Consider the following 17,619-nt stretch of genomic DNA (forward strand, 5'->3'; position numbering starts at 1 on the left):
CATACTAAAGGTTTTTATTTCTAAAAATAGAATAATAAAAAGAAATCATAAAAATTTAAGAAGGTGTTATTAAATGCTACATTTTACTACATTAGACACTCCAACACTGCTTCTAGATTATCAAAAACTAATAAAAAACATAAATGAAATGGCTGTTTTTGCTAAAAAGCAAGGGGTTTCCTATCGCCCACATATCAAAACCCATAAATCCTTGAAAATTGCACAGTTACAGATAGAGGCGGGAGCGGGTGGGGTGACAACGGCTAAACTAAGTGAAGCCGAATTGATGGCCGCCGGGGGAATCAAGGATATTTTGGTTGCTTATCCCATTTCAAGTCCCTCCAAGATACAGAGAATAGTTAAGCTCTTGCAGCAGGGGATCGACCTTAAAGTATCCGTCGACAACACTTTATCGTTAGCGTATCTTCAAGAGGAATTAGAACAAACTCCTTTCACATTAGAGGTATGGATCAAAGTTAATTCAGGTTTAAATCGGTGTGGGGTTGAACCAGGGAGGGAGGCAGTACAATTAGCAAAAGAGATCATGACCCATTCACGCCTAAAGCTAGGCGGAATTTTTACGCATGCAGGACAATCGTATGCGGCATCATCAAGGGCAGAAATTGAAAAAATCGGATTACATGAAGCACAAGCAATTGTTGAAAGTGCAAATGCATGTGAACAAGAGGGGGTTCCAATTGCAGTTCGAAGTGTGGGCTCAACTCCGACCTATCAAATTTCAGGGAAAATCCCCGGTATAACTGAGATCCGACCAGGTAATGCGGTGTTTTTCGATGGTATTCAAGTAGGTCTAGGTGTAACAAAGATAGAGAGGTGTGCACTAACACTGCTCGCATCAGTAGTGGGAGTTTATAAAGACCGTATCATCTTTGATACAGGAAGTAAGTCACTTTGTTTAGATAGGGGGGCACATGGCAATCAAACCGTTAGCGGCTTCGGTCAGATTATTGATCATCCAGAAATAATAATTGAACGCGTATCAGAGGAACATGGGGTTGGCGTTTTTTCTGGGAAAACTGATTTAAAGTTGAATGACAAGGTACAGATTATTCCGAATCATGCTTGTACAGTGGTCAATCAGTTTGAAGAATATGTCATTCATGAAAATGGAAAAATGATGGACGTGTGGAAAGTAGACGCAAGAGGTATGGTGACATAAGGCCTAGTGAGAAGAAAAAAACAGGGGCAACGTGCTAGGTATTAGCCTGATCACTTGCCCCAACTTCCTATTATTCAGCTCTTTTCAAATCCAAATACTGGACTGATTTGCCATCACGATCAATTTGTACGGTCAATTGATTTTGATTAAATAGATAGATGAGTTGTTCGCATTTAGCACTTTCATAACAGCTAACAATCTTCACATCATTCGGATATCCATACACATCGAGGATTTCTTTTCTTTCATTTGGAATAGAATGAGTTTTTAAGAACTCTGGGTAAACTTGCAGCTGGTCAATGGAACCATTAGCCTTAGTAAATTTCACCTGAACTCCAGCACCGTCATTACGGTAATAAAGGAATCTAATGTTGGATTGATCCTCTGTTTTGCCTGGTTTACCGAATTGATGAATAAGCTGATTGTAGGTTGCCCCAACTGTGATTCCGTTAATATGGAGCGGTTTCTCAGTTAAAATATATGCATCTGTTATTCCCATTTTCTTTAAAGTGTTTTGCTGCTTTTCCGCATTAACTTTACTTGAATAAACGCCTGCCTGAACACGATAATGAGATTTTCCCTTGATTTCCTTTTTAACAATAATCGCGTCAATTCCTTCCTTTTTCAATAGAGAAACTCGCTTCTCAGCGTTGGCCTTATTCGTAAAAGAACCGGCGTTTACAATAAACATTGACTTTGATTGTTCTAAGTTAGGAATATATAGTTTTTGACCAATATAGATTTTATCATTCTTTAAATCGTTGTAGTCCTTTAATTCCTGAACTGTCAAATGGTATTGCTTTGAGATTCTATATAAGGTATCTCCTTTTTGAACAGTAATATAATTTCCCGTGGCATTTGCTGACCCATTGGCAAAACAGAATAAGGAAGCCATTAACAGTGAACAAACAACAACCTGAATGAAACGTTTAACTTTTTTCATTATTATCACCTCATACATTTTGACGTGAGGATTGATAAACAGTTGCACAAAAACAAGCCCAATTTCCGTTTTAAATGGAAATTGGGCTTGGGCTTTTTAATGACATAATTTATTCATCGCTTCATGAACTAGTAATAATCTTTTTAACAGGCTGCCGAACTTTTTCTCGTCCTCAAAAGGGGTCTGATCAAGCTCGCATTTAACTTCTTTGCTTTTTTTTATAAGTTCCTCTAAGTGTGTGTCTTCTACCATTATATTTTTATTCATTGTGATTCACCTCTTCAAAATCCTACCTTTAATGTAGCACATAAAGAACTCTCCTAGATTACGAGAGACTTAATTTTTATTAAAATTATATTTCAATATAACAATACGATTAAATTTCAGATTTTATAGGGATAAGCTTTAATAAATCTTTTAAAAAACAAGCAGGAATTTGCCAGTTACTTGTTAAAACAGTAGGTATAGAAACCAATAGATAGCCATAGGGGGATTATATGATACTAGAAGCTGCAATGCTGCAGGTAAAGCCGGGGATGGAAGAAGATTTTGAGGAAGCTTTTCGGAAGGCATCGGGAATTATTTCTTCAATGAGGGGATATATCACTCACGAATTACAGAGATGTATGGAAGAACAAGAAAAGTACTTATTACTAGTGAAGTGGGAAACATTAGAAGACCATACCGTGGGGTTTAGAGAATCAATCGAATATCAAGAGTGGAAAAAACTGCTGCACCATTTTTATGACCCTTTTCCAATCGTTGAACATTTTGAGAAAGTTTTATAGTTGAGGGTAAGACCGAAAAGTACACTGTATGAATATGTTTACATTTAATTTCTTAAGGGTAAAAAAGTAGTAACACCAAACGTGGAATGAGAATATTTGGCATGATATCGTAACCTCTGACTTCTAACAGTCGTCTAATAATATACGGAAATAATTACGGGGGTGAAAGGGATGCGATTTATAGCAATTATTTTATTAAGTCTACTATTAACAAGTTGTGGAACAGCAGTTGAGGAAGTGGCAAGAGGGGAAAGTGTTAACGAGGATCAAGAAATGATTGAGATAGAGCAGCAGCCAGCACCACCACAGGTTGAACAGCCGGAACAGATTTCAGGAACGGAACCGGTTGAACAACCTCAAATTGTGGAGGAAGAAGAGAAGTATTTTGATGAAGAGTTTCTTACTTTAGCTAAAAAGGGATATCTAAAGGGTGTTGATGTTAAAGTTGGGGGATTGATTGGAGAAGTTAGACAAAAATATGGAGAAAATTATATTGTTCTTGACGGTGAAGGTTCCTACTTTTTAGCGTATGAAGGAGCAAAGTTCCACTACCAAGCCAGAGTACCGTATGAAGAACGTGAAAATTCAGTAGATAATAATGAACCAACTACGGCGATTGACCTTGTTATGATGGATGAACTTTATTACAGAGATATGGTAGCAGGGTTGGGAGAGGCAAGTTACACCTTCATGAGTGAACTCGATGATTCTTTTTACATGGTATATAACTTTGGAGATTATGAGCTTTGGGCTAGAACGAGCGGTAATGAAGAAGCTCCGATAGTATTTATTCGATTAAAAGCTATTTTTTAGTACGCTGTTGCAATAAGCATGTAGTGAGCCCTCTTTAATTGAGAAGGGCTTTTTTAATTATGGAGAGATCATCCTTTGACATTTTTACTAAACTAATTAAAAATAACAGTTATAAGGTATGTAAGCACAACTTGTCTGGCTTAGGGGGAACAAAAATGGAATGGAAACCGAAGGCGATTTTTTTAGATATGGATGGGACGATCTTAAACCATCAAAACAAAGTTAGTATAACAACAAAAGAGGTCATTGATAGATTACGAGAAAATGGAATAAATGTTTTTATCGCAACAGGCAGATCGTTTGATGAAATTGAGGGAGTAGTGCCAGAGGGCTTTCAAGTGGATGGGGTCGTTTCTTCGAACGGAATGGCAGGATATGTGGGAAGTGAACTAGTGTTCAAACACTCTCTTTCTTTGGAGCTTGTCAACAAAGTAATTGAAAAAGCCAGGGAAAACCAAGTGTACTATGAGTTGTTTCCTTATGAATCGGATCGGATCACACTAAGACAAGATAGACTCTATGTTGAAAATGAAATCAGGGATCCAAAGCCAGAAAGCGTAGGAATAAATGAGTGGCTCTCGCGTAAACAAGCGATTAAAGGAGAAATCGCTTGGAAGGATTTCATCGATTCTACTGAATTCTCCAAGTTTTACTTTTTTGCAAGGACAAAAGTGCATATAAATCAATGGAAACAGGAACTTGAAGAATTAAAACAGGAAATTAACTTTACAACTTCGGTATCTTCTCTACATAATGTAGAACTAATGGTAGCCAATGTGAACAAGGCAACTGGAATAAAACAAATGTTAGACCACTTTGATCTGTCTGAGTCCGATACGATGGCGATTGGCGATAGTGATAATGATTTGCCCATGCTCCGGTTTGTTCGCTATGCTGTAGCAATGAAAAATGCACCTGAAGCCATTAAAGAGGTTGCTCATGCTGTAACAGAGTTCAGCTGTGACGAAGATGGAGTATACCATTATCTAAAAAGATTAATTGAATGATAATAAAAAGCCACTTTCTAATGGAAAGTGGTTTTTTAGTTAAAATATAGGGTTTTTATACTATGAACTTGTATAATTATTAAATTGGGGAAAATACATTATACTGTAAAAACCTTAATTTTAACGGCTATTTAGTGAAAACGCTTACTAAAAAAATTGTTATAAATATTCAAAAAAATATACAAAAAATATTGTCAAAGATAGTTTTATAAATTATAATCTATTTTATTGATGTAACTAAATCTAACATGAGAACGAGAGGTAATGTAACGTGGCAGAAACATTAAATTCAAATGCAACTATAGCTCTAACAACTTTAGAAAAAATTAAAGAAACAATCAAAGAAAAAAGTGTTGAACTTCTACACTTACAATTTGTAGACATTGAAGGAATCCTTAAACACGTTACAGTAACGAGTGAGCAATTAGAGGATGTAGTAGAAGGTAAAATGATGTTTGATGGTTCTTCTATTAAAGGTTTTTCACCAATTAATAAATCTGATCTTTATCTTCAACCAGATTTAACCACATTTGCGATTCTTCCGTGGACGGTAGAAGGGGACTATTCAGAAGCACGATTCTTATGCTCTGTAGTGAACCCGGATGGAACCCTATTTGAAGGGGATACACGAAATGTTTTAAAGAAAACAGTAGAGCGTGCGGCAGATCAAGGTTATACCATTTCAGTCGGCCCCGAGTTGGAATTCTTCCTTTTCAAAACAGATGATAATGGATATGCCACCCAAGAACTTAGTGATAAAGCAGGCTATTTCGAGCCATCTCCACATGACCTTGGCGAGCGAGTTCGCTTAGAAATCTACCGTGCTCTTAAAGCGATGGGCTTTAAAATTGAAGCCTCTCACCATGAAGTAGCAGAAGGACAGCATGAAATTAACTTTAAATATGCAGATGTTCTTACGGCTGCAGACTTGGCAACTACATATAAGTGGGTGGTGAAGACCGTTGCGAAAAAATTCGGTTTACACGCGACCTTCATGCCAAAACCAGTGTTCGGAATAAATGGATCAGGGATGCATGTTAATATGTCATTCTTTAAGGGTGATGAAAATCTATTTTTCGATCCTAAAGATTCGTTACAATTATCAGATAAGGCATACCAATTTATTGCTGGTTTAATAGAAAATGTGAAGAGTTTTACGGCTGTAACAAACCCTCTAGTAAACTCTTATAAGCGTTTAGTCCCTGGCTATGAAGCTCCTTGTTATATCGCTTGGTCTGCTTCGAACCGTTCAGCTCTTATCCGAATTCCGGCAAAAAGAGGCCTGGCGACAAGGGTGGAATTACGCTGTCCGGATCCATCTTCTAACCCATACTTAACCTTTGCTGTGATCGCAGCGGCTGGTTTAAACGGTATCGAAAAAGGATTAGAAGCACCAGCACCAATTAATGAAGACATCTTCCATATGTCAGAGGAAGAAAGAGCATTCCGTGGCATTGACAGCCTGCCTGGAAGCTTAGCAGCGTCAGTTAAGGAAATGGAAGCAGGAGAAATTGCTGCCAACACACTAGGGGAACATGTTTATAGCGAATATGTTTCCATGAAGAAAGCAGAATGGGACAGCTACCGTACAGCTGTACATGCATGGGAAATCGATAACTATCATTCTAAATTCTAGTGAAAAAGCGGATGCGGGGCCATTAAATGCCCGGTCCGTTTTTTTTATAGTTGAGAGGTTGCTGGTTACCTCAAACCTCTATTTGTAAAAAAATAAATAATATTTCTAAATTTTTAAACAAAATTTCTCAGAACTATGCTATAGTTACTACAAAATTGAATATCGTGTAAAAGTTGGTGCCAAGCTGAGGCTTGGCTTAAAAGGGAAGATCGGTGAAAATCCGACGCTGTCCCGCAACTGTAAATCGGAGCGATTTGCCTATACCACTGTGAAAACGGGAAGGTGCAAATCAGCATTGATGATGAGCCAGGAGACCTGCCAATTTTAGTACACACCAAGTACCTACGTGGAAATAGGGGGTGGAAAGTGCAAGTAAGCACTGTGCGACAAACGAGTAATAGTAATGATGTGAAAATCACGCATCAAAAAATCACACTTTAACTCGATGTTAATAAACCAAACCATTTTCCTATAGGAAAATGGTTTTTTTATGCTTAAGGAGGAATTGGAATGAATGTAACAAGTACGGTAATTGGATATCCATATATTGGTGAAAACCGTGAATGGAAAAAATGCCTGGAGGCTTATTGGAAGAATAGCTACTCTGAAGAGGATTTTTTAGTAGAGATGAAGAAATTACGATTGGCAAATTTAAAACGACAGCAATCGTTGGGCCTTGAAATGGTGACAGTAGGAGATTTCACGTTCTACGATCGTATCCTTGATACAGCAGTTATGTTTGGTTTAATCCCTAAACGATACAACTGGAAATCGCAGGAAGTTGATTTTTCTACATACTATGCTATGGCAAGAGGATCAAATAATTCAGTAGCATGTGAAATGACTAAGTGGTTCAACACGAATTATCACTACATTGTTCCAGAATACGAAAACCAATTGCTGCGTTTGACACAAAATACTCTTCTTACGTGGTTTTTAGAAGCAAAGGAAGAACTAGGTATCCTTGCTAGACCTACCATGATTGGACCGTACACTTTCCTAAAACTTACGAAAGGGTATGGCCGAAATAATCTGCCTGGATTTATTTTGAAATTAATTCCCCTTTACATACAAGTGGTTAAAGAACTTGTTGCTGCGGGAGCAGAATGGATTCAATTAGAAGAGCCTGGGCTGGTTTTATCGATTTCTAAGGAGGATGTCCAACTTGTTCAAGAAATCTATAGACAGCTCAACCAGGCAGTACCAGAAGCGAAGATCATGCTTCAAACTTATTTTGAGGCAGTATCAGGCTACGAAGAAATCGTTCAATTGCCGGTTCAAGGAATCGGATTGGATTTTGTTTATGGAGCTGAGCGTAATATGGCGTCCCTACGTCAGTTTGGTTTTCCGGAAGAAAAGGTATTAGGAATCGGTTTAATCAATGGCAGAGATATTTGGCGGGCTAACTTAGAGGAAAAAGCACAGACAGTTCAGGCGATTATACAACTTAGTAAGGCAAGTGATGTTTGGATTCAATCCTCCTGCAGCTTACAGCATGTTCCCATTACAACAAGGCTAGAACATAAACTTGATCAAACATTAAAGAATGCACTGTCCTTTGCGGATGAGAAAATTGTAGAGATCTCGCAAATTACCTCCTATCTACAAAAACCAAATTGGGAAGGCAAGAGTAGTATCAGCGAGAGTATGCAGGCGATCATTGAGTTGGAACAACACCAAGTGCGTAATAATACAGCAGTAGGGGAGTCACTTCGTAAAATAGACGAGAATGATTTTAAACGGAATCAAGCATTTGAAACCCGTCAACGTATTCAACAAGAAGCACTCAAATTACCAATTTTACCAACTACCACAATTGGCAGCTTACCTCAATCGGAAGAAGTAAAGCGAAAACGAAGTGCTTGGCGAAAGAAAGAGATCACTGATAAGGAGTATGCTGACTTCCTTGAGCAGGAATCAGCTCGTTGGATCCGTATACAAGAAGAAATTGGATTAGACGTGCTCGTCCACGGAGAATTTGAACGAACGGATATGGTAGAATACTTCGGAGAAAAGCTAGACGGTTTCGCCTTTACTGAACGGGCATGGGTGGTTTCCTACGGTTCTCGCTGTGTAAAACCGCCGATCATATATGGCGATGTCCAATGGCATACACCGATGACTGTAAAAGAAACTAAAGCAGCACAGGAAAAGACTGCTAAATTTGTGAAGGGCATGCTGACAGGACCTGTAACCATCCTTAATTGGTCATTTGTCCGAGACGACCTTTCAAGAGAAAAAGTAGCCTACCAAATTGCTTTAGCGTTGCGCAAGGAAATTCAATGTCTTGAGGAGTCGGGTATCAGCATTATTCAGGTCGATGAACCCGCTTTACGTGAAGGTCTGCCATTAAGAAAAGAAGATTGGCCGCACTACTTGGATTGGGCGGTAAAATCGTTCCGTTTGGCTACTTCACAGGTCAAGGACTCAACACAGATTCATACACATATGTGCTATTGTGAGTTTAATGACTTTATTGAGCCTATTCGCGCACTTGAAGCCGATGTGATCTCTATTGAAACTTCTCGCAGTCATGGAGAATTAATAGAATCACTTAAAAAACATCCATATGGAAATGGAATAGGACTTGGCGTTTATGACATTCACAGTCCACGTATACCGTCTATAGACGAAATGCTGACGATTATGCAAGAAAGTTTACAAGTTTTAAACGTCAATCAGTTTTGGGTTAATCCAGATTGCGGTTTAAAAACTAGAAGAGAGTTTGAAACGGTCGCCTCTTTAAAAAATATGGTGAAATCAACAAAACTTCTTCGTGAGCAGGTTGGAAATGTAACATTTTTTTGAGTGTTGCATGGGTCGAAAACTAGGATTTTAATTATTTGTGATAAAGCGGACATAGGGCTAAAGGGTCCCAACGTCCGCTTGCTACTTTATCTTCCCAATCTCTGTGCTCTAGCAGATATAAGTCACCGAAAGTAATGGCTGAGGTGTTTATAGTTGATAATTTATTATTAATAATTCATTATTAGTAAGGTGAAAATATTAGATTGAAGGGGAGATAAGATACAACCATGAAAAAACTAACTTTCGTCCTTTTTTGTATGTTAATAGTAATTCCAACGATTGTAAGTGCACATACAGAATTAACTTCGTCGAATCCTGAATCTGGCCAAGTTGTAACAGCAGACCTACAAGAAATTGTTCTAAATTTTGGTGGAAAAATTGAATCGTTAAGTAAAATGACGTTACAAAAGGATGGCGTAGAGGTACCTTTTGCAGGCGTTGAACCCCTAGACAAGCAAATGACAGGCACACTATCAGAACCTCTTGAAAATGGTGAATATGTCATTCAATGGAATATAGTAGGGGAAGACGGCCACATCATCGAAGGGGAAATCCCTTTCTCAGTACAGAAGCAGGAAGTGGTCGAACAAACTCCTGAAATCAATGAACCAACAGTAATTGAGGAGCCTATAAAAGAAGAGAGTAACAAAATTGACAATAACGAATCATTATTTGATTGGAAGATTGTATTTATTCCTGCCGTTATTATGGTTATATTCGCTATAGGTATTATCTTGGTTTTACGAAAAAATAAAAAGTAGATTCCGCGACGATACTTTCATTAGGAGGTATCGTTGTTGTATTTTCCAATATATACACATTACAAATGTAACCGTTTACATTATAATAGAGTTATGAACTAGGGGAGGGGAACAAACCATGGAACTTTTAATTGAACAATGTGAACATAACCAGACAGAAGAACCTTGTGAAGAGTGCAGCCCCAAAGTAGAAACGGAAGAGAGTTTCGATATATCAGAATATGATTATGATAAAAGATTGTGGTTTTAAAATATTTCTCTTGTAGAAAAAAAGGGCCCTGAGGGGCTTTTTTATTTTGTTTACAATGGAATAGATTCCAGTCATTTGTCATTATGCTATGATAATATGATAAACTTCCATTAGAATAGATCTATAAGCTTCATTACAAAACTACGAGCAGGCTACACATTTGAAGAAGCATCTACAATCGAAAGCGTAAAGAAAAACAAACTTCCATTATTCATCATCCACGGAGACAAAGATGAATTAGTACCAACTAGCATGGCCTACGAAATAGAGCAGGCTGCAAATAGTGTGAAAGAACTGTGGATCGTCCCAGGGGCCGGTCACACAGAAGCCTACACCGTAGCCGAAGAAGAATACAAGGAAAGACTAAAGGCATTTCTAGAACAATAAATCAGGGGGACGGTTCTAATGCTTCCTTTGATGGGTACTCGCTGTTATGAAAGGGTGATATTTTGAGTAAGAATCATATCATTATTTTTGTTTCATTCCTTTCCTGTCTACTTTTGTTTTGGGTAGAACAAATTTTGATCGTTGACTATTTTATTAAAACGGGAACAAAAATTGTTCTATTTGTCGGTATTCCTTTGTTGTATTTCTTTATTATTCGAAGTTCCATCAAAAAAAGTTTATTTAACTTGAGGTCAACCAACAAAAGGGATTTAAAAATATCCCTCGGTTTGGTTTATTTGCCTTTTCAATTATATTTATTGCATATTGGATTTTGAAAGATTTCATCGATTTCCAATCCATTGCAAACGAAATGCAGGAAAATTCTAACATAACACCCTCTATCTTTCTGTTTGTTGCCTTGTATATAACTCTAGGTAATTCTTTCTTAGAAGAATTTTTCTTTAGAGGTTTTATTTTTGTGAATTTATATAAACATGGGTTGAAAAAAACAGCCTATATATTTTCATCCTTGTTGTTTTCTGTTTATCATTTGGCTATTTTCGCTACTTGGTTTGAGTTACAAATCTTATTTCTTGCGTTATTCGGTCTTTTTGCAGTAGGCTTTTTATTTAATTGGCTGAACAGAAACTCCAATAGCTTCATCAACTCCTGGATTGTTCACCTCTTTGCAGACGTAGCTATCGTTATCATCGGATTTAAAATGTTTGGGATGATTTAAGACGAAATCCATTAGGACTTCGCCTTTTTATTTTGGTCTAGCTATTCTATTGAAAAGATTGTCTTCATCAATCTGCAAAAAGCATTTCAATAAACTTCTTGTGTGCATGCGACTATGATAAGACCCGTCCCTATTGCACCCCTATTGCACCAAAACTTTCCAAGTGGTAAAATATAGCTCCATTGTTTTGTGAGGTGATGATAGGATGGGTTCTAAAAAGCAAGTATCGGTTCGGGTACATAAAGATTATCAGGCTGAAGTGGAACGATTAGAGTTTACAAAGGAATATATTAAAAGCGTTTTGGAAATGTCGAAGGGAAACAAGGAACAGTTTGTTGAGAATTTGAAGGAAGCCTTTGCGGACCTGGATACTTCTGATAGTAGTTTAAGTTACATGACCCTTCTCACGAATGCTCAATATCTAGAACTTGCGGAAAGTGAGTTGGAAAGGCTTGCTAGCGTCATTGGAAAACCGTACTTTTCGCGAATTAATTTCACCACTAGCGGAGATTCCAAGGAAGAGATCTTATATATTGGGAAAGCCTCTCTTTTTGACCGTGTAAATCAGACCCCAATTATTGTTGATTGGCGCTCGCCGATTGCGAATGTTTATTATGATGGACGGCTTGGGGACGTAACCTATGATGCATATGGTGAAACGCAAAGCGGCTATTTATCCTTAAAGCGGCAGTATGAAATCGAAGAAGGTTTATTAAAGGAAATCAGAGATATCGACCTAACCACACATGATGAATTGCTGCAGAAATCATTATCCGGTAAAGCGGATAACCGATTAACAGAAATCGTTGCCACGATTCAGAATGAGCAAAATGAAGTCATTCGTGCTTCACTTAAACATCCTATTATTGTTCAAGGTGCTGCGGGCAGCGGAAAAACAACGATTGCACTGCATCGGATTTCCTACTTTCTATACTCATCTGGATATCGCTTTCCCCCAGAAAAATTAATGATTTTGGCACCCAATCGATTATTTATTGATTATATTTCAGCGGTTCTGCCGGATCTAGGAGTAAATAAGATTAAGCAGACCACTTATACAGAATTTATGAGAAGTTGTTTAGGGAAAAAAGTAAAACTATTATCTCCTAATTCTAAATTAATGACACTCATCAAAGGGAACGATAAGTCAAAATGGATTCAAAGGGTTTCTAGTTATAAAGGTTCGCTTGAGTTTATGCACGTAATTGATAACTACTTGAAGGAAATTGAATCTACTTTAGCACCCTCACAGGATTTCGTCATTGAAAAATCGTTGCTAATGAGAGGGCAAAAGATAAAGAAACTTTTTTTAAAAGAATTTCAATATCTCCCTATTTATAAGAGACTGGATAAAGTTAAAAACTTATTAACCAACGATATAAGATTAAAGAAGCCCCTTATCCTCAACAAAATTAACAGTAAATATGACGATGCCTTAGATCGGGTTCTTTACAGTACCAGGCTGGATGCAGATAAAAGAAGGGAAAAGGTCGTCTCCTTGATGGATACAAAGGAAAAAAGGATACGTGCGGTAGAGCAAGAGGCGAAGGCAGCAATTAAAAATTATATGGAACCTTTTATAAAAAAAGATATTTTTAACTTATATAAGGAACTTATGACGTCAGCTGAACTTCTGGAAAAATATACAGTTACTCTATCTGAAATTGAATGCAGGAAATTAAGCCAGTATTGCCAAAGGGTTTTTGCTAAAAATGCACTTGAATTAGAGGATTTAGCTCCGTTATTCTACATGAAGGCTAAACTAGAGGGAATTGAAGAGGCCTATAAAATGAAGAGTATTTTCATAGATGAGGCTCAGGATTATAGCTATTTTCAATTTGCTGCATTAAAGGTAGGCTTTGAAACAGACTTGTTTACAATCGTGGGAGATTTAGCCCAAGGTATTCATTCCTATCGGGGATTAAACAGCTGGGAGCCATTAGTAAATGACATCTTCCCCAATGCCAATTATCAAGCTTTACAAAAAAGCTACAGAACAACGGTTGAAATTATGGAACTGGCAAACGACATTCTTTCGATTATGAAAAAGGATTTGCCTAAGGTACAGCCAGTCATACGGCACGGTGATAAACCTCGTTTTACCAAAATAGATTCTGACAACCTGAAGCAGGTAAAAGAAATAATTGAACATGATATACACTTACTAAAAGAAGAAGAGCTGAATTCTATTGCGATTATCGGCAGAACCGATCATGAATGCTCAAGAATATATAAAATGCTCGAAAATAGCAATCTTCCAATCCAGTTACTTGAAGAAAAACAAGACATGAAAAAGGGAAGCGTCGTCATCCTACCTTCCTACCTTTCCAAAGGACTGGAATTTGACGCCGTACTAATCCTCACCCTAGAAGAAACCTACAGAGAAGAAGAACTTGACATCAAACTACTCTATGTCGCCATGACAAGACCTATGCATAAACTATACCTATACGGAAAAGAACCAGAGGACCTATTATTGAAGCACGGGGACGGTTCTTCTGCTTCCTTCGTATAACGAAATAAAGAGACAGAATGCCTAAACACATTCTGTCTTTTTTAGTTTTGATCAGGCTTCTGTACCTGTCTTGTGTTTACTAAGGCCAATTGTCCATGAAAAATATAGGTTTTATATAATATTGTTATGTAAACACGTAAAAGAGCTAATTTCCTTTCTCTGCTAAGGGGGATGGGAAAGTAGTTCTTTTTATCCATAATGAACTCCCAATTGCAAAGAATAATATTTAACCAATAGTAAATTCTATTAAGGTATTTAAAAAAATTCATCTAATTTGAGATAGAAAGGCGGGACTTTTTTGAAGTATGAACAGCTTGCCAGAGATATAGTTAAGAATGTTGGCGGGAAAGAGAATGTCAATAGTGTTGTTCATTGTATTACTCGGTTACGGTTTAAACTGAAGGATGAGACGAAGGCAAATACTGATGCGATCAAGAATATGGAAGGCGTTGTCACTGTTATAAAAAGCGGCGGTCAGTATCAAGTAGTCATTGGAAACCATGTCCCAGATGTTTACAAAGCGGTTGTCGATGTTGGCGGTTTCCATTCTCAGTCCGCTGCTGATGATGAGAATGCTGACAAACAAAAGTCAAGTTTTATTGATATTATAGCTAGTATTTTCACTCCAATTCTAGGGGTCCTAGCTGCTACAGGGATGATTAAAGGTTTTAATGCTTTATTTACAGCATTAGGCTGGTTAGAACCAACGTCTGGTACATACCAAATCCTAAACGCGATTGGTGATAGTCTGTTTTATTTCTTCCCAATTTTCCTCGGATATACGGCGATTAAAAAGTTTGGAGGCAGTCCCTTTATTGGTATGGCAATCGGTGCTTCACTGGTATACCCAACCTTAAGCACCCTGACTTCAGGAGAACCGATTACCACCTTATTTTCCGGTACGGTTTTTCAGTCGCCGGTACATATAACTTTTTTGGGAGTTCCGGTTATCTTAATGAGCTATGCCTCCTCGGTAATTCCAGTAATTCTAGCGGCCTTTTTCGGAGCTAAAGTTGAAAAATGGTTAAGAAATGTCATTCCAGATGTCGTAAAGGCTTTTCTAGTCCCTTTCTTCACATTACTAATTACAGTACCGATTACGTTCCTTGTGATTGGACCAATTGCTACATGGATAGGAGTTCTTTTAGGACAAGCTACGCTATGGCTGTATAATCTCAGCCCAATGATTGCTGGTTTCTTTGTCGGTGGTTTTTGGCAAGTATTTGTAATATTTGGACTACATTGGGGACTTGTTCCGATTGCCATCAATAATCTTACTGTACACGGGGCAGATCCTGTATTGGGAACTATGTTCGGTGCATCCTTTGCACAGATTGGTGCTGTGCTTGGTGTCTGGTTAAAAACCAAGGAGCAAAAATTGAAAACCCTTAGTGTCCCGGCATTTATTTCAGGGATTTTTGGAGTGACAGAGCCAGCGATATATGGAATTACTCTTCCATTAAAACGACCCTTCATTATAAGCTGTATCGGTGGTGCGGTTGGTGGTGCGATTCTAGGGTTTTGTAAATCACAAATCTATATGGTCGGCGGCCTGGGGATTTTCGGGATACCAACCTATATTGATCCTGCAGGAGGACTTACTTTAGGATTCTGGGGAGCCATTATTGGAATGGTTGTTGCTTTTATCGTAGGTTTTATCCTTACACTTCTATTTGGACTCGGTAAAGGAAAAGAGTCAGCTCAAGTGTCGGATACTCCAGCAGCAGCAGCTGGACAAAATCAAGCTGGAGTCAGACTTAGCAGTGAGGTTATTTTCAGCCCATTTAAAGGGAGAGTTACATCATTGTCATTACTTAAGGACGAGGCATTTTCTTCAGGTGCACTTGGAAAGGGAGTTGCCATTGAGCCTTCTGAAGGAAAGTTGTTTGCTCCGGTCTCTGGAACTGTATCAGCATTATTTCCAACTAACCATGCGATTGGCCTCACCTCAGATAAGGGTGCGGAAATATTGGTTCATATCGGTATGGATACAGTGGAATTAGATGGGAAATTCTTTACGGCCCATGTTTCTCAAGGAGCACGTGTGGAGAAAGGACAATTGCTGATTGAGTTTGATATTGCAGGGATAGAGGGAGCGGGATATAGTGTATCGACCCCTATCATTGTCACTAATCATGATCAATACCAACAATTGGATATAAGTACAGTGAAAACGGTAAAGCCTGGTGATCGTTTAATAGAGGTAAAAGCTAAATAGGTTAGGGCTGTCTGTACTTATGATACATTTCTCACCAACTATTATTAAGAGGATTGTAATTGAATGATGCTGTTTTGTATTAAAGATTATAAAGGGGGATATCAGATGAACAATAAAACTAGGAAATTTCCTGACGGGTTTTTATGGGGCGGGGCGGTTGCTGCCAACCAATTAGAAGGTGCTTATCAGGAAGATGGCAAAGGATTATCTACCGCAGATGTTTCACCTAATGGTATTATGAGCCCACCTGATTTTTCGATGACACAATTTAATTTGTATCATGAAGGTATTGATTTTTACCATAAGTTTAAAGAGGATATTGCTTTATTTGCTGAAATGGGCTTTAAATCTTTTCGCTTTTCAATCGCGTGGACTCGTATTTTCCCTAATGGGGACGATCAACAGCCAAATGAAGCGGGTTTACAATTTTATGATGATATGATTGATGAATTAAAAAAATACAATATAGAACCTGTTGTTACCATATCCCACTATGAAATGCCAGTTGGCCTTGTCAAAAACTATGGGGGCTGGAAAAATCGCCAAGTGGTAAATTTCTATGAAGAGTTTGCTAAGACTATTTTTAGCCGGTATAAGGATAAAGTAAAATACTGGATGACTTTTAATGAAATCAATGTACTATTACATGCTCCATTTACTGGCGGAGGCCTGTTATTTGAAAACGGGCAGAAGAATGAGCAGGATATTTACCAAGCAGCACATCACCAATTTGTGGCCAGTGCTCTTGCTGTTAAGGCTGGTCATGAAATTATTCCTGAGTCCCAGATTGGTTGTATGATTGCGTCAATGATTACCTATCCTTACAGCTCAAGACCAGAGGATATGTTTGCTGCTTTAACACAGGATCGTAAAACATTATTCTTCTCGGACGTTCAATCACGTGGTTATTATCCAACATATATAATGAATTATTTTGAGAATAATAATATCAACATTGCTATGGAAGATGGCGATTTGGAGCTTTTACAAAATAATACCGTTGATTATATTGGTTTTAGTTACTATATGTCCTTTGTTACAAGTACCGCGCCTGAGCATGAAGCAGCGAGAACTTCTGGTAATTTATTTGAAGGTGTGAAAAATCCGTACTTAAAGGCTTCAGACTGGGGGTGGCAGATCGACCCGGTAGGACTTAGAACCGTATGTAACCTTTTATACGACCGCTACCAAAAGCCGTTGTTTATTGTAGAGAATGGTTTTGGCGCCGTTGATCAATTAGAAGAAGATGGAACAGTCAATGACGATTATCGAATTGAGTATTTACGTGAACATATTAAAGAAATGAAAAATGCCGTTGGTGATGGCGTTGAAATTATGGGTTATACCTCATGGGGACCAATTGACCTTGTCAGTGCCTCCACAGCAGAACTGAAAAAACGCTACGGCTATATTTACGTAGACAGGGATAGTGAAGGAAAAGGATCAAACAACAGAATCAAGAAAAAAAGCTTCGACTGGTATAAAAACGTAATCGCAACAAACGGCGAAAATCTCTAAGTGAGCGTGGGGACGGTTCTGCTGCTTCTTTCGTTTAGCTAAACGAAAGAAGCAGC

General features: G+C 38.0%; 15 protein-coding genes and 1 riboswitch. Of the genes, 13 read left to right on the plus strand and 2 right to left on the minus strand.

Translation table 11 applies throughout. The features are described from left to right. The first annotated feature begins 73 nt into the window (after positions 1-73). Positions 74-1,180, plus strand: a complete 1,107-nt coding sequence (locus BTR25_RS09850) for an alanine racemase (RefSeq protein ID WP_075687891.1) — start codon at positions 74-76, stop codon at positions 1,178-1,180. A 70-nt stretch (positions 1,181-1,250) separates the two neighbouring features. Here BTR25_RS09850 and BTR25_RS09855 read toward each other — a convergent pair whose 3' ends face one another. Together BTR25_RS09855 and BTR25_RS27525 are read right to left on the minus strand one after the other, a co-directional pair. Beyond that, entirely contained in the window at positions 1,251-2,123 is an 873-nt protein-coding gene (locus tag BTR25_RS09855) for a LysM peptidoglycan-binding domain-containing protein (protein ID WP_075687892.1), read from the minus strand. A 96-nt stretch (positions 2,124-2,219) separates the two neighbouring features. Then, the gene (locus BTR25_RS27525; RefSeq protein WP_175596743.1) at positions 2,220-2,390 is read right to left on the minus strand and encodes a hypothetical protein; all 171 of its coding nucleotides are present in this window, start codon (positions 2,388-2,390) and stop codon (positions 2,220-2,222) included. Positions 2,391-2,620: 230 nt separating this feature from the next. Here BTR25_RS27525 and BTR25_RS09860 point away from each other — a divergent pair, with 230 nt between their 5' ends. From BTR25_RS09860 to bglH, 12 genes are all read left to right on the plus strand, one after another. Then, the gene (locus BTR25_RS09860) at positions 2,621-2,911 is read left to right on the plus strand and encodes an antibiotic biosynthesis monooxygenase family protein (protein WP_075687893.1); all 291 of its coding nucleotides are present in this window, start codon (positions 2,621-2,623) and stop codon (positions 2,909-2,911) included. A 171-nt stretch (positions 2,912-3,082) separates the two neighbouring features. Further along, a complete protein-coding gene (locus tag BTR25_RS09865; RefSeq protein ID WP_075687894.1) occupies positions 3,083-3,724 on the plus strand; it encodes a hypothetical protein in 642 nt (213 codons plus the stop codon). Positions 3,725-3,879: 155 nt separating this feature from the next. After that, complete coding sequence (locus tag BTR25_RS09870; protein WP_075687895.1) at positions 3,880-4,731, plus strand: HAD family hydrolase; 852 nt, start codon at positions 3,880-3,882, stop codon at positions 4,729-4,731. 271 nt (positions 4,732-5,002) lie between these two features. Continuing rightward, positions 5,003-6,367 (plus strand): type I glutamate--ammonia ligase, encoded by a 1,365-nt coding sequence (gene glnA, locus BTR25_RS09875; RefSeq protein WP_075687896.1) that lies wholly within the window; start codon positions 5,003-5,005, stop codon positions 6,365-6,367. Between the two features lie 157 nt (positions 6,368-6,524). After that, a riboswitch (cobalamin riboswitch) is annotated at positions 6,525-6,704 on the plus strand. Positions 6,705-6,877: 173 nt separating this feature from the next. Next, a complete protein-coding gene (gene metE, locus BTR25_RS09880) occupies positions 6,878-9,175 on the plus strand; it encodes a 5-methyltetrahydropteroyltriglutamate--homocysteine S-methyltransferase (RefSeq protein WP_075687897.1) in 2,298 nt (765 codons plus the stop codon). Positions 9,176-9,402: 227 nt separating this feature from the next. Continuing rightward, positions 9,403-9,936 (plus strand): copper resistance CopC family protein, encoded by a 534-nt coding sequence (locus BTR25_RS09885; RefSeq protein WP_075687898.1) that lies wholly within the window; start codon positions 9,403-9,405, stop codon positions 9,934-9,936. Positions 9,937-10,054: 118 nt separating this feature from the next. Beyond that, positions 10,055-10,186, plus strand: coding sequence for a hypothetical protein (locus BTR25_RS28415; RefSeq protein WP_303046821.1), 132 nt, complete (start codon positions 10,055-10,057; stop codon positions 10,184-10,186). Positions 10,187-10,318: 132 nt separating this feature from the next. Further along, the gene (locus BTR25_RS09890; protein ID WP_303046822.1) at positions 10,319-10,573 is read left to right on the plus strand and encodes an alpha/beta hydrolase; all 255 of its coding nucleotides are present in this window, start codon (positions 10,319-10,321) and stop codon (positions 10,571-10,573) included. 370 nt (positions 10,574-10,943) lie between these two features. Further along, complete coding sequence (locus BTR25_RS09900) at positions 10,944-11,312, plus strand: CPBP family intramembrane glutamic endopeptidase (protein WP_254842674.1); 369 nt, start codon at positions 10,944-10,946, stop codon at positions 11,310-11,312. A 205-nt stretch (positions 11,313-11,517) separates the two neighbouring features. Continuing rightward, a complete protein-coding gene (gene helD / locus BTR25_RS09905; protein WP_075687901.1) occupies positions 11,518-13,827 on the plus strand; it encodes an RNA polymerase recycling motor HelD in 2,310 nt (769 codons plus the stop codon). Between the two features lie 298 nt (positions 13,828-14,125). After that, a complete protein-coding gene (locus tag BTR25_RS09910) occupies positions 14,126-16,045 on the plus strand; it encodes a beta-glucoside-specific PTS transporter subunit IIABC (protein ID WP_075687902.1) in 1,920 nt (639 codons plus the stop codon). 105 nt (positions 16,046-16,150) lie between these two features. Beyond that, positions 16,151-17,563, plus strand: a complete 1,413-nt coding sequence (bglH, locus tag BTR25_RS09915; RefSeq protein ID WP_075687903.1) for an aryl-phospho-beta-d-glucosidase — start codon at positions 16,151-16,153, stop codon at positions 17,561-17,563. Positions 17,564-17,619 lie beyond the last annotated feature (56 nt).

It is taken from the genome of Bacillus sp. MRMR6, from assembly GCF_001940785.1.
Classification (GTDB): domain Bacteria; phylum Bacillota; class Bacilli; order Bacillales; family Cytobacillaceae; genus Neobacillus.

Coding starts and splice junctions, on each gene's coding strand:
- BTR25_RS09870 (WP_075687895.1), top strand. CDS start 3,880: ATGGAATGGAAACCGAAGGCGATTTTTTTAGATATGGATGGGACGATC.
- BTR25_RS09855 (WP_075687892.1), bottom strand. CDS start 2,123: ATGAAAAAAGTTAAACGTTTCATTCAGGTTGTTGTTTGTTCACTGTTA.
- BTR25_RS09860 (WP_075687893.1), top strand. CDS start 2,621: ATGATACTAGAAGCTGCAATGCTGCAGGTAAAGCCGGGGATGGAAGAA.
- BTR25_RS09885 (WP_075687898.1), top strand. CDS start 9,403: ATGAAAAAACTAACTTTCGTCCTTTTTTGTATGTTAATAGTAATTCCA.
- metE (WP_075687897.1), top strand. CDS start 6,878: ATGAATGTAACAAGTACGGTAATTGGATATCCATATATTGGTGAAAAC.
- BTR25_RS28415 (WP_303046821.1), top strand. CDS start 10,055: ATGGAACTTTTAATTGAACAATGTGAACATAACCAGACAGAAGAACCT.
- BTR25_RS09900 (WP_254842674.1), top strand. CDS start 10,944: ATGCAGGAAAATTCTAACATAACACCCTCTATCTTTCTGTTTGTTGCC.
- bglH (WP_075687903.1), top strand. CDS start 16,151: ATGAACAATAAAACTAGGAAATTTCCTGACGGGTTTTTATGGGGCGGG.
- helD (WP_075687901.1), top strand. CDS start 11,518: ATGGGTTCTAAAAAGCAAGTATCGGTTCGGGTACATAAAGATTATCAG.
- BTR25_RS27525 (WP_175596743.1), bottom strand. CDS start 2,390: ATGAATAAAAATATAATGGTAGAAGACACACACTTAGAGGAACTTATA.
- BTR25_RS09850 (WP_075687891.1), top strand. CDS start 74: ATGCTACATTTTACTACATTAGACACTCCAACACTGCTTCTAGATTAT.
- BTR25_RS09865 (WP_075687894.1), top strand. CDS start 3,083: ATGCGATTTATAGCAATTATTTTATTAAGTCTACTATTAACAAGTTGT.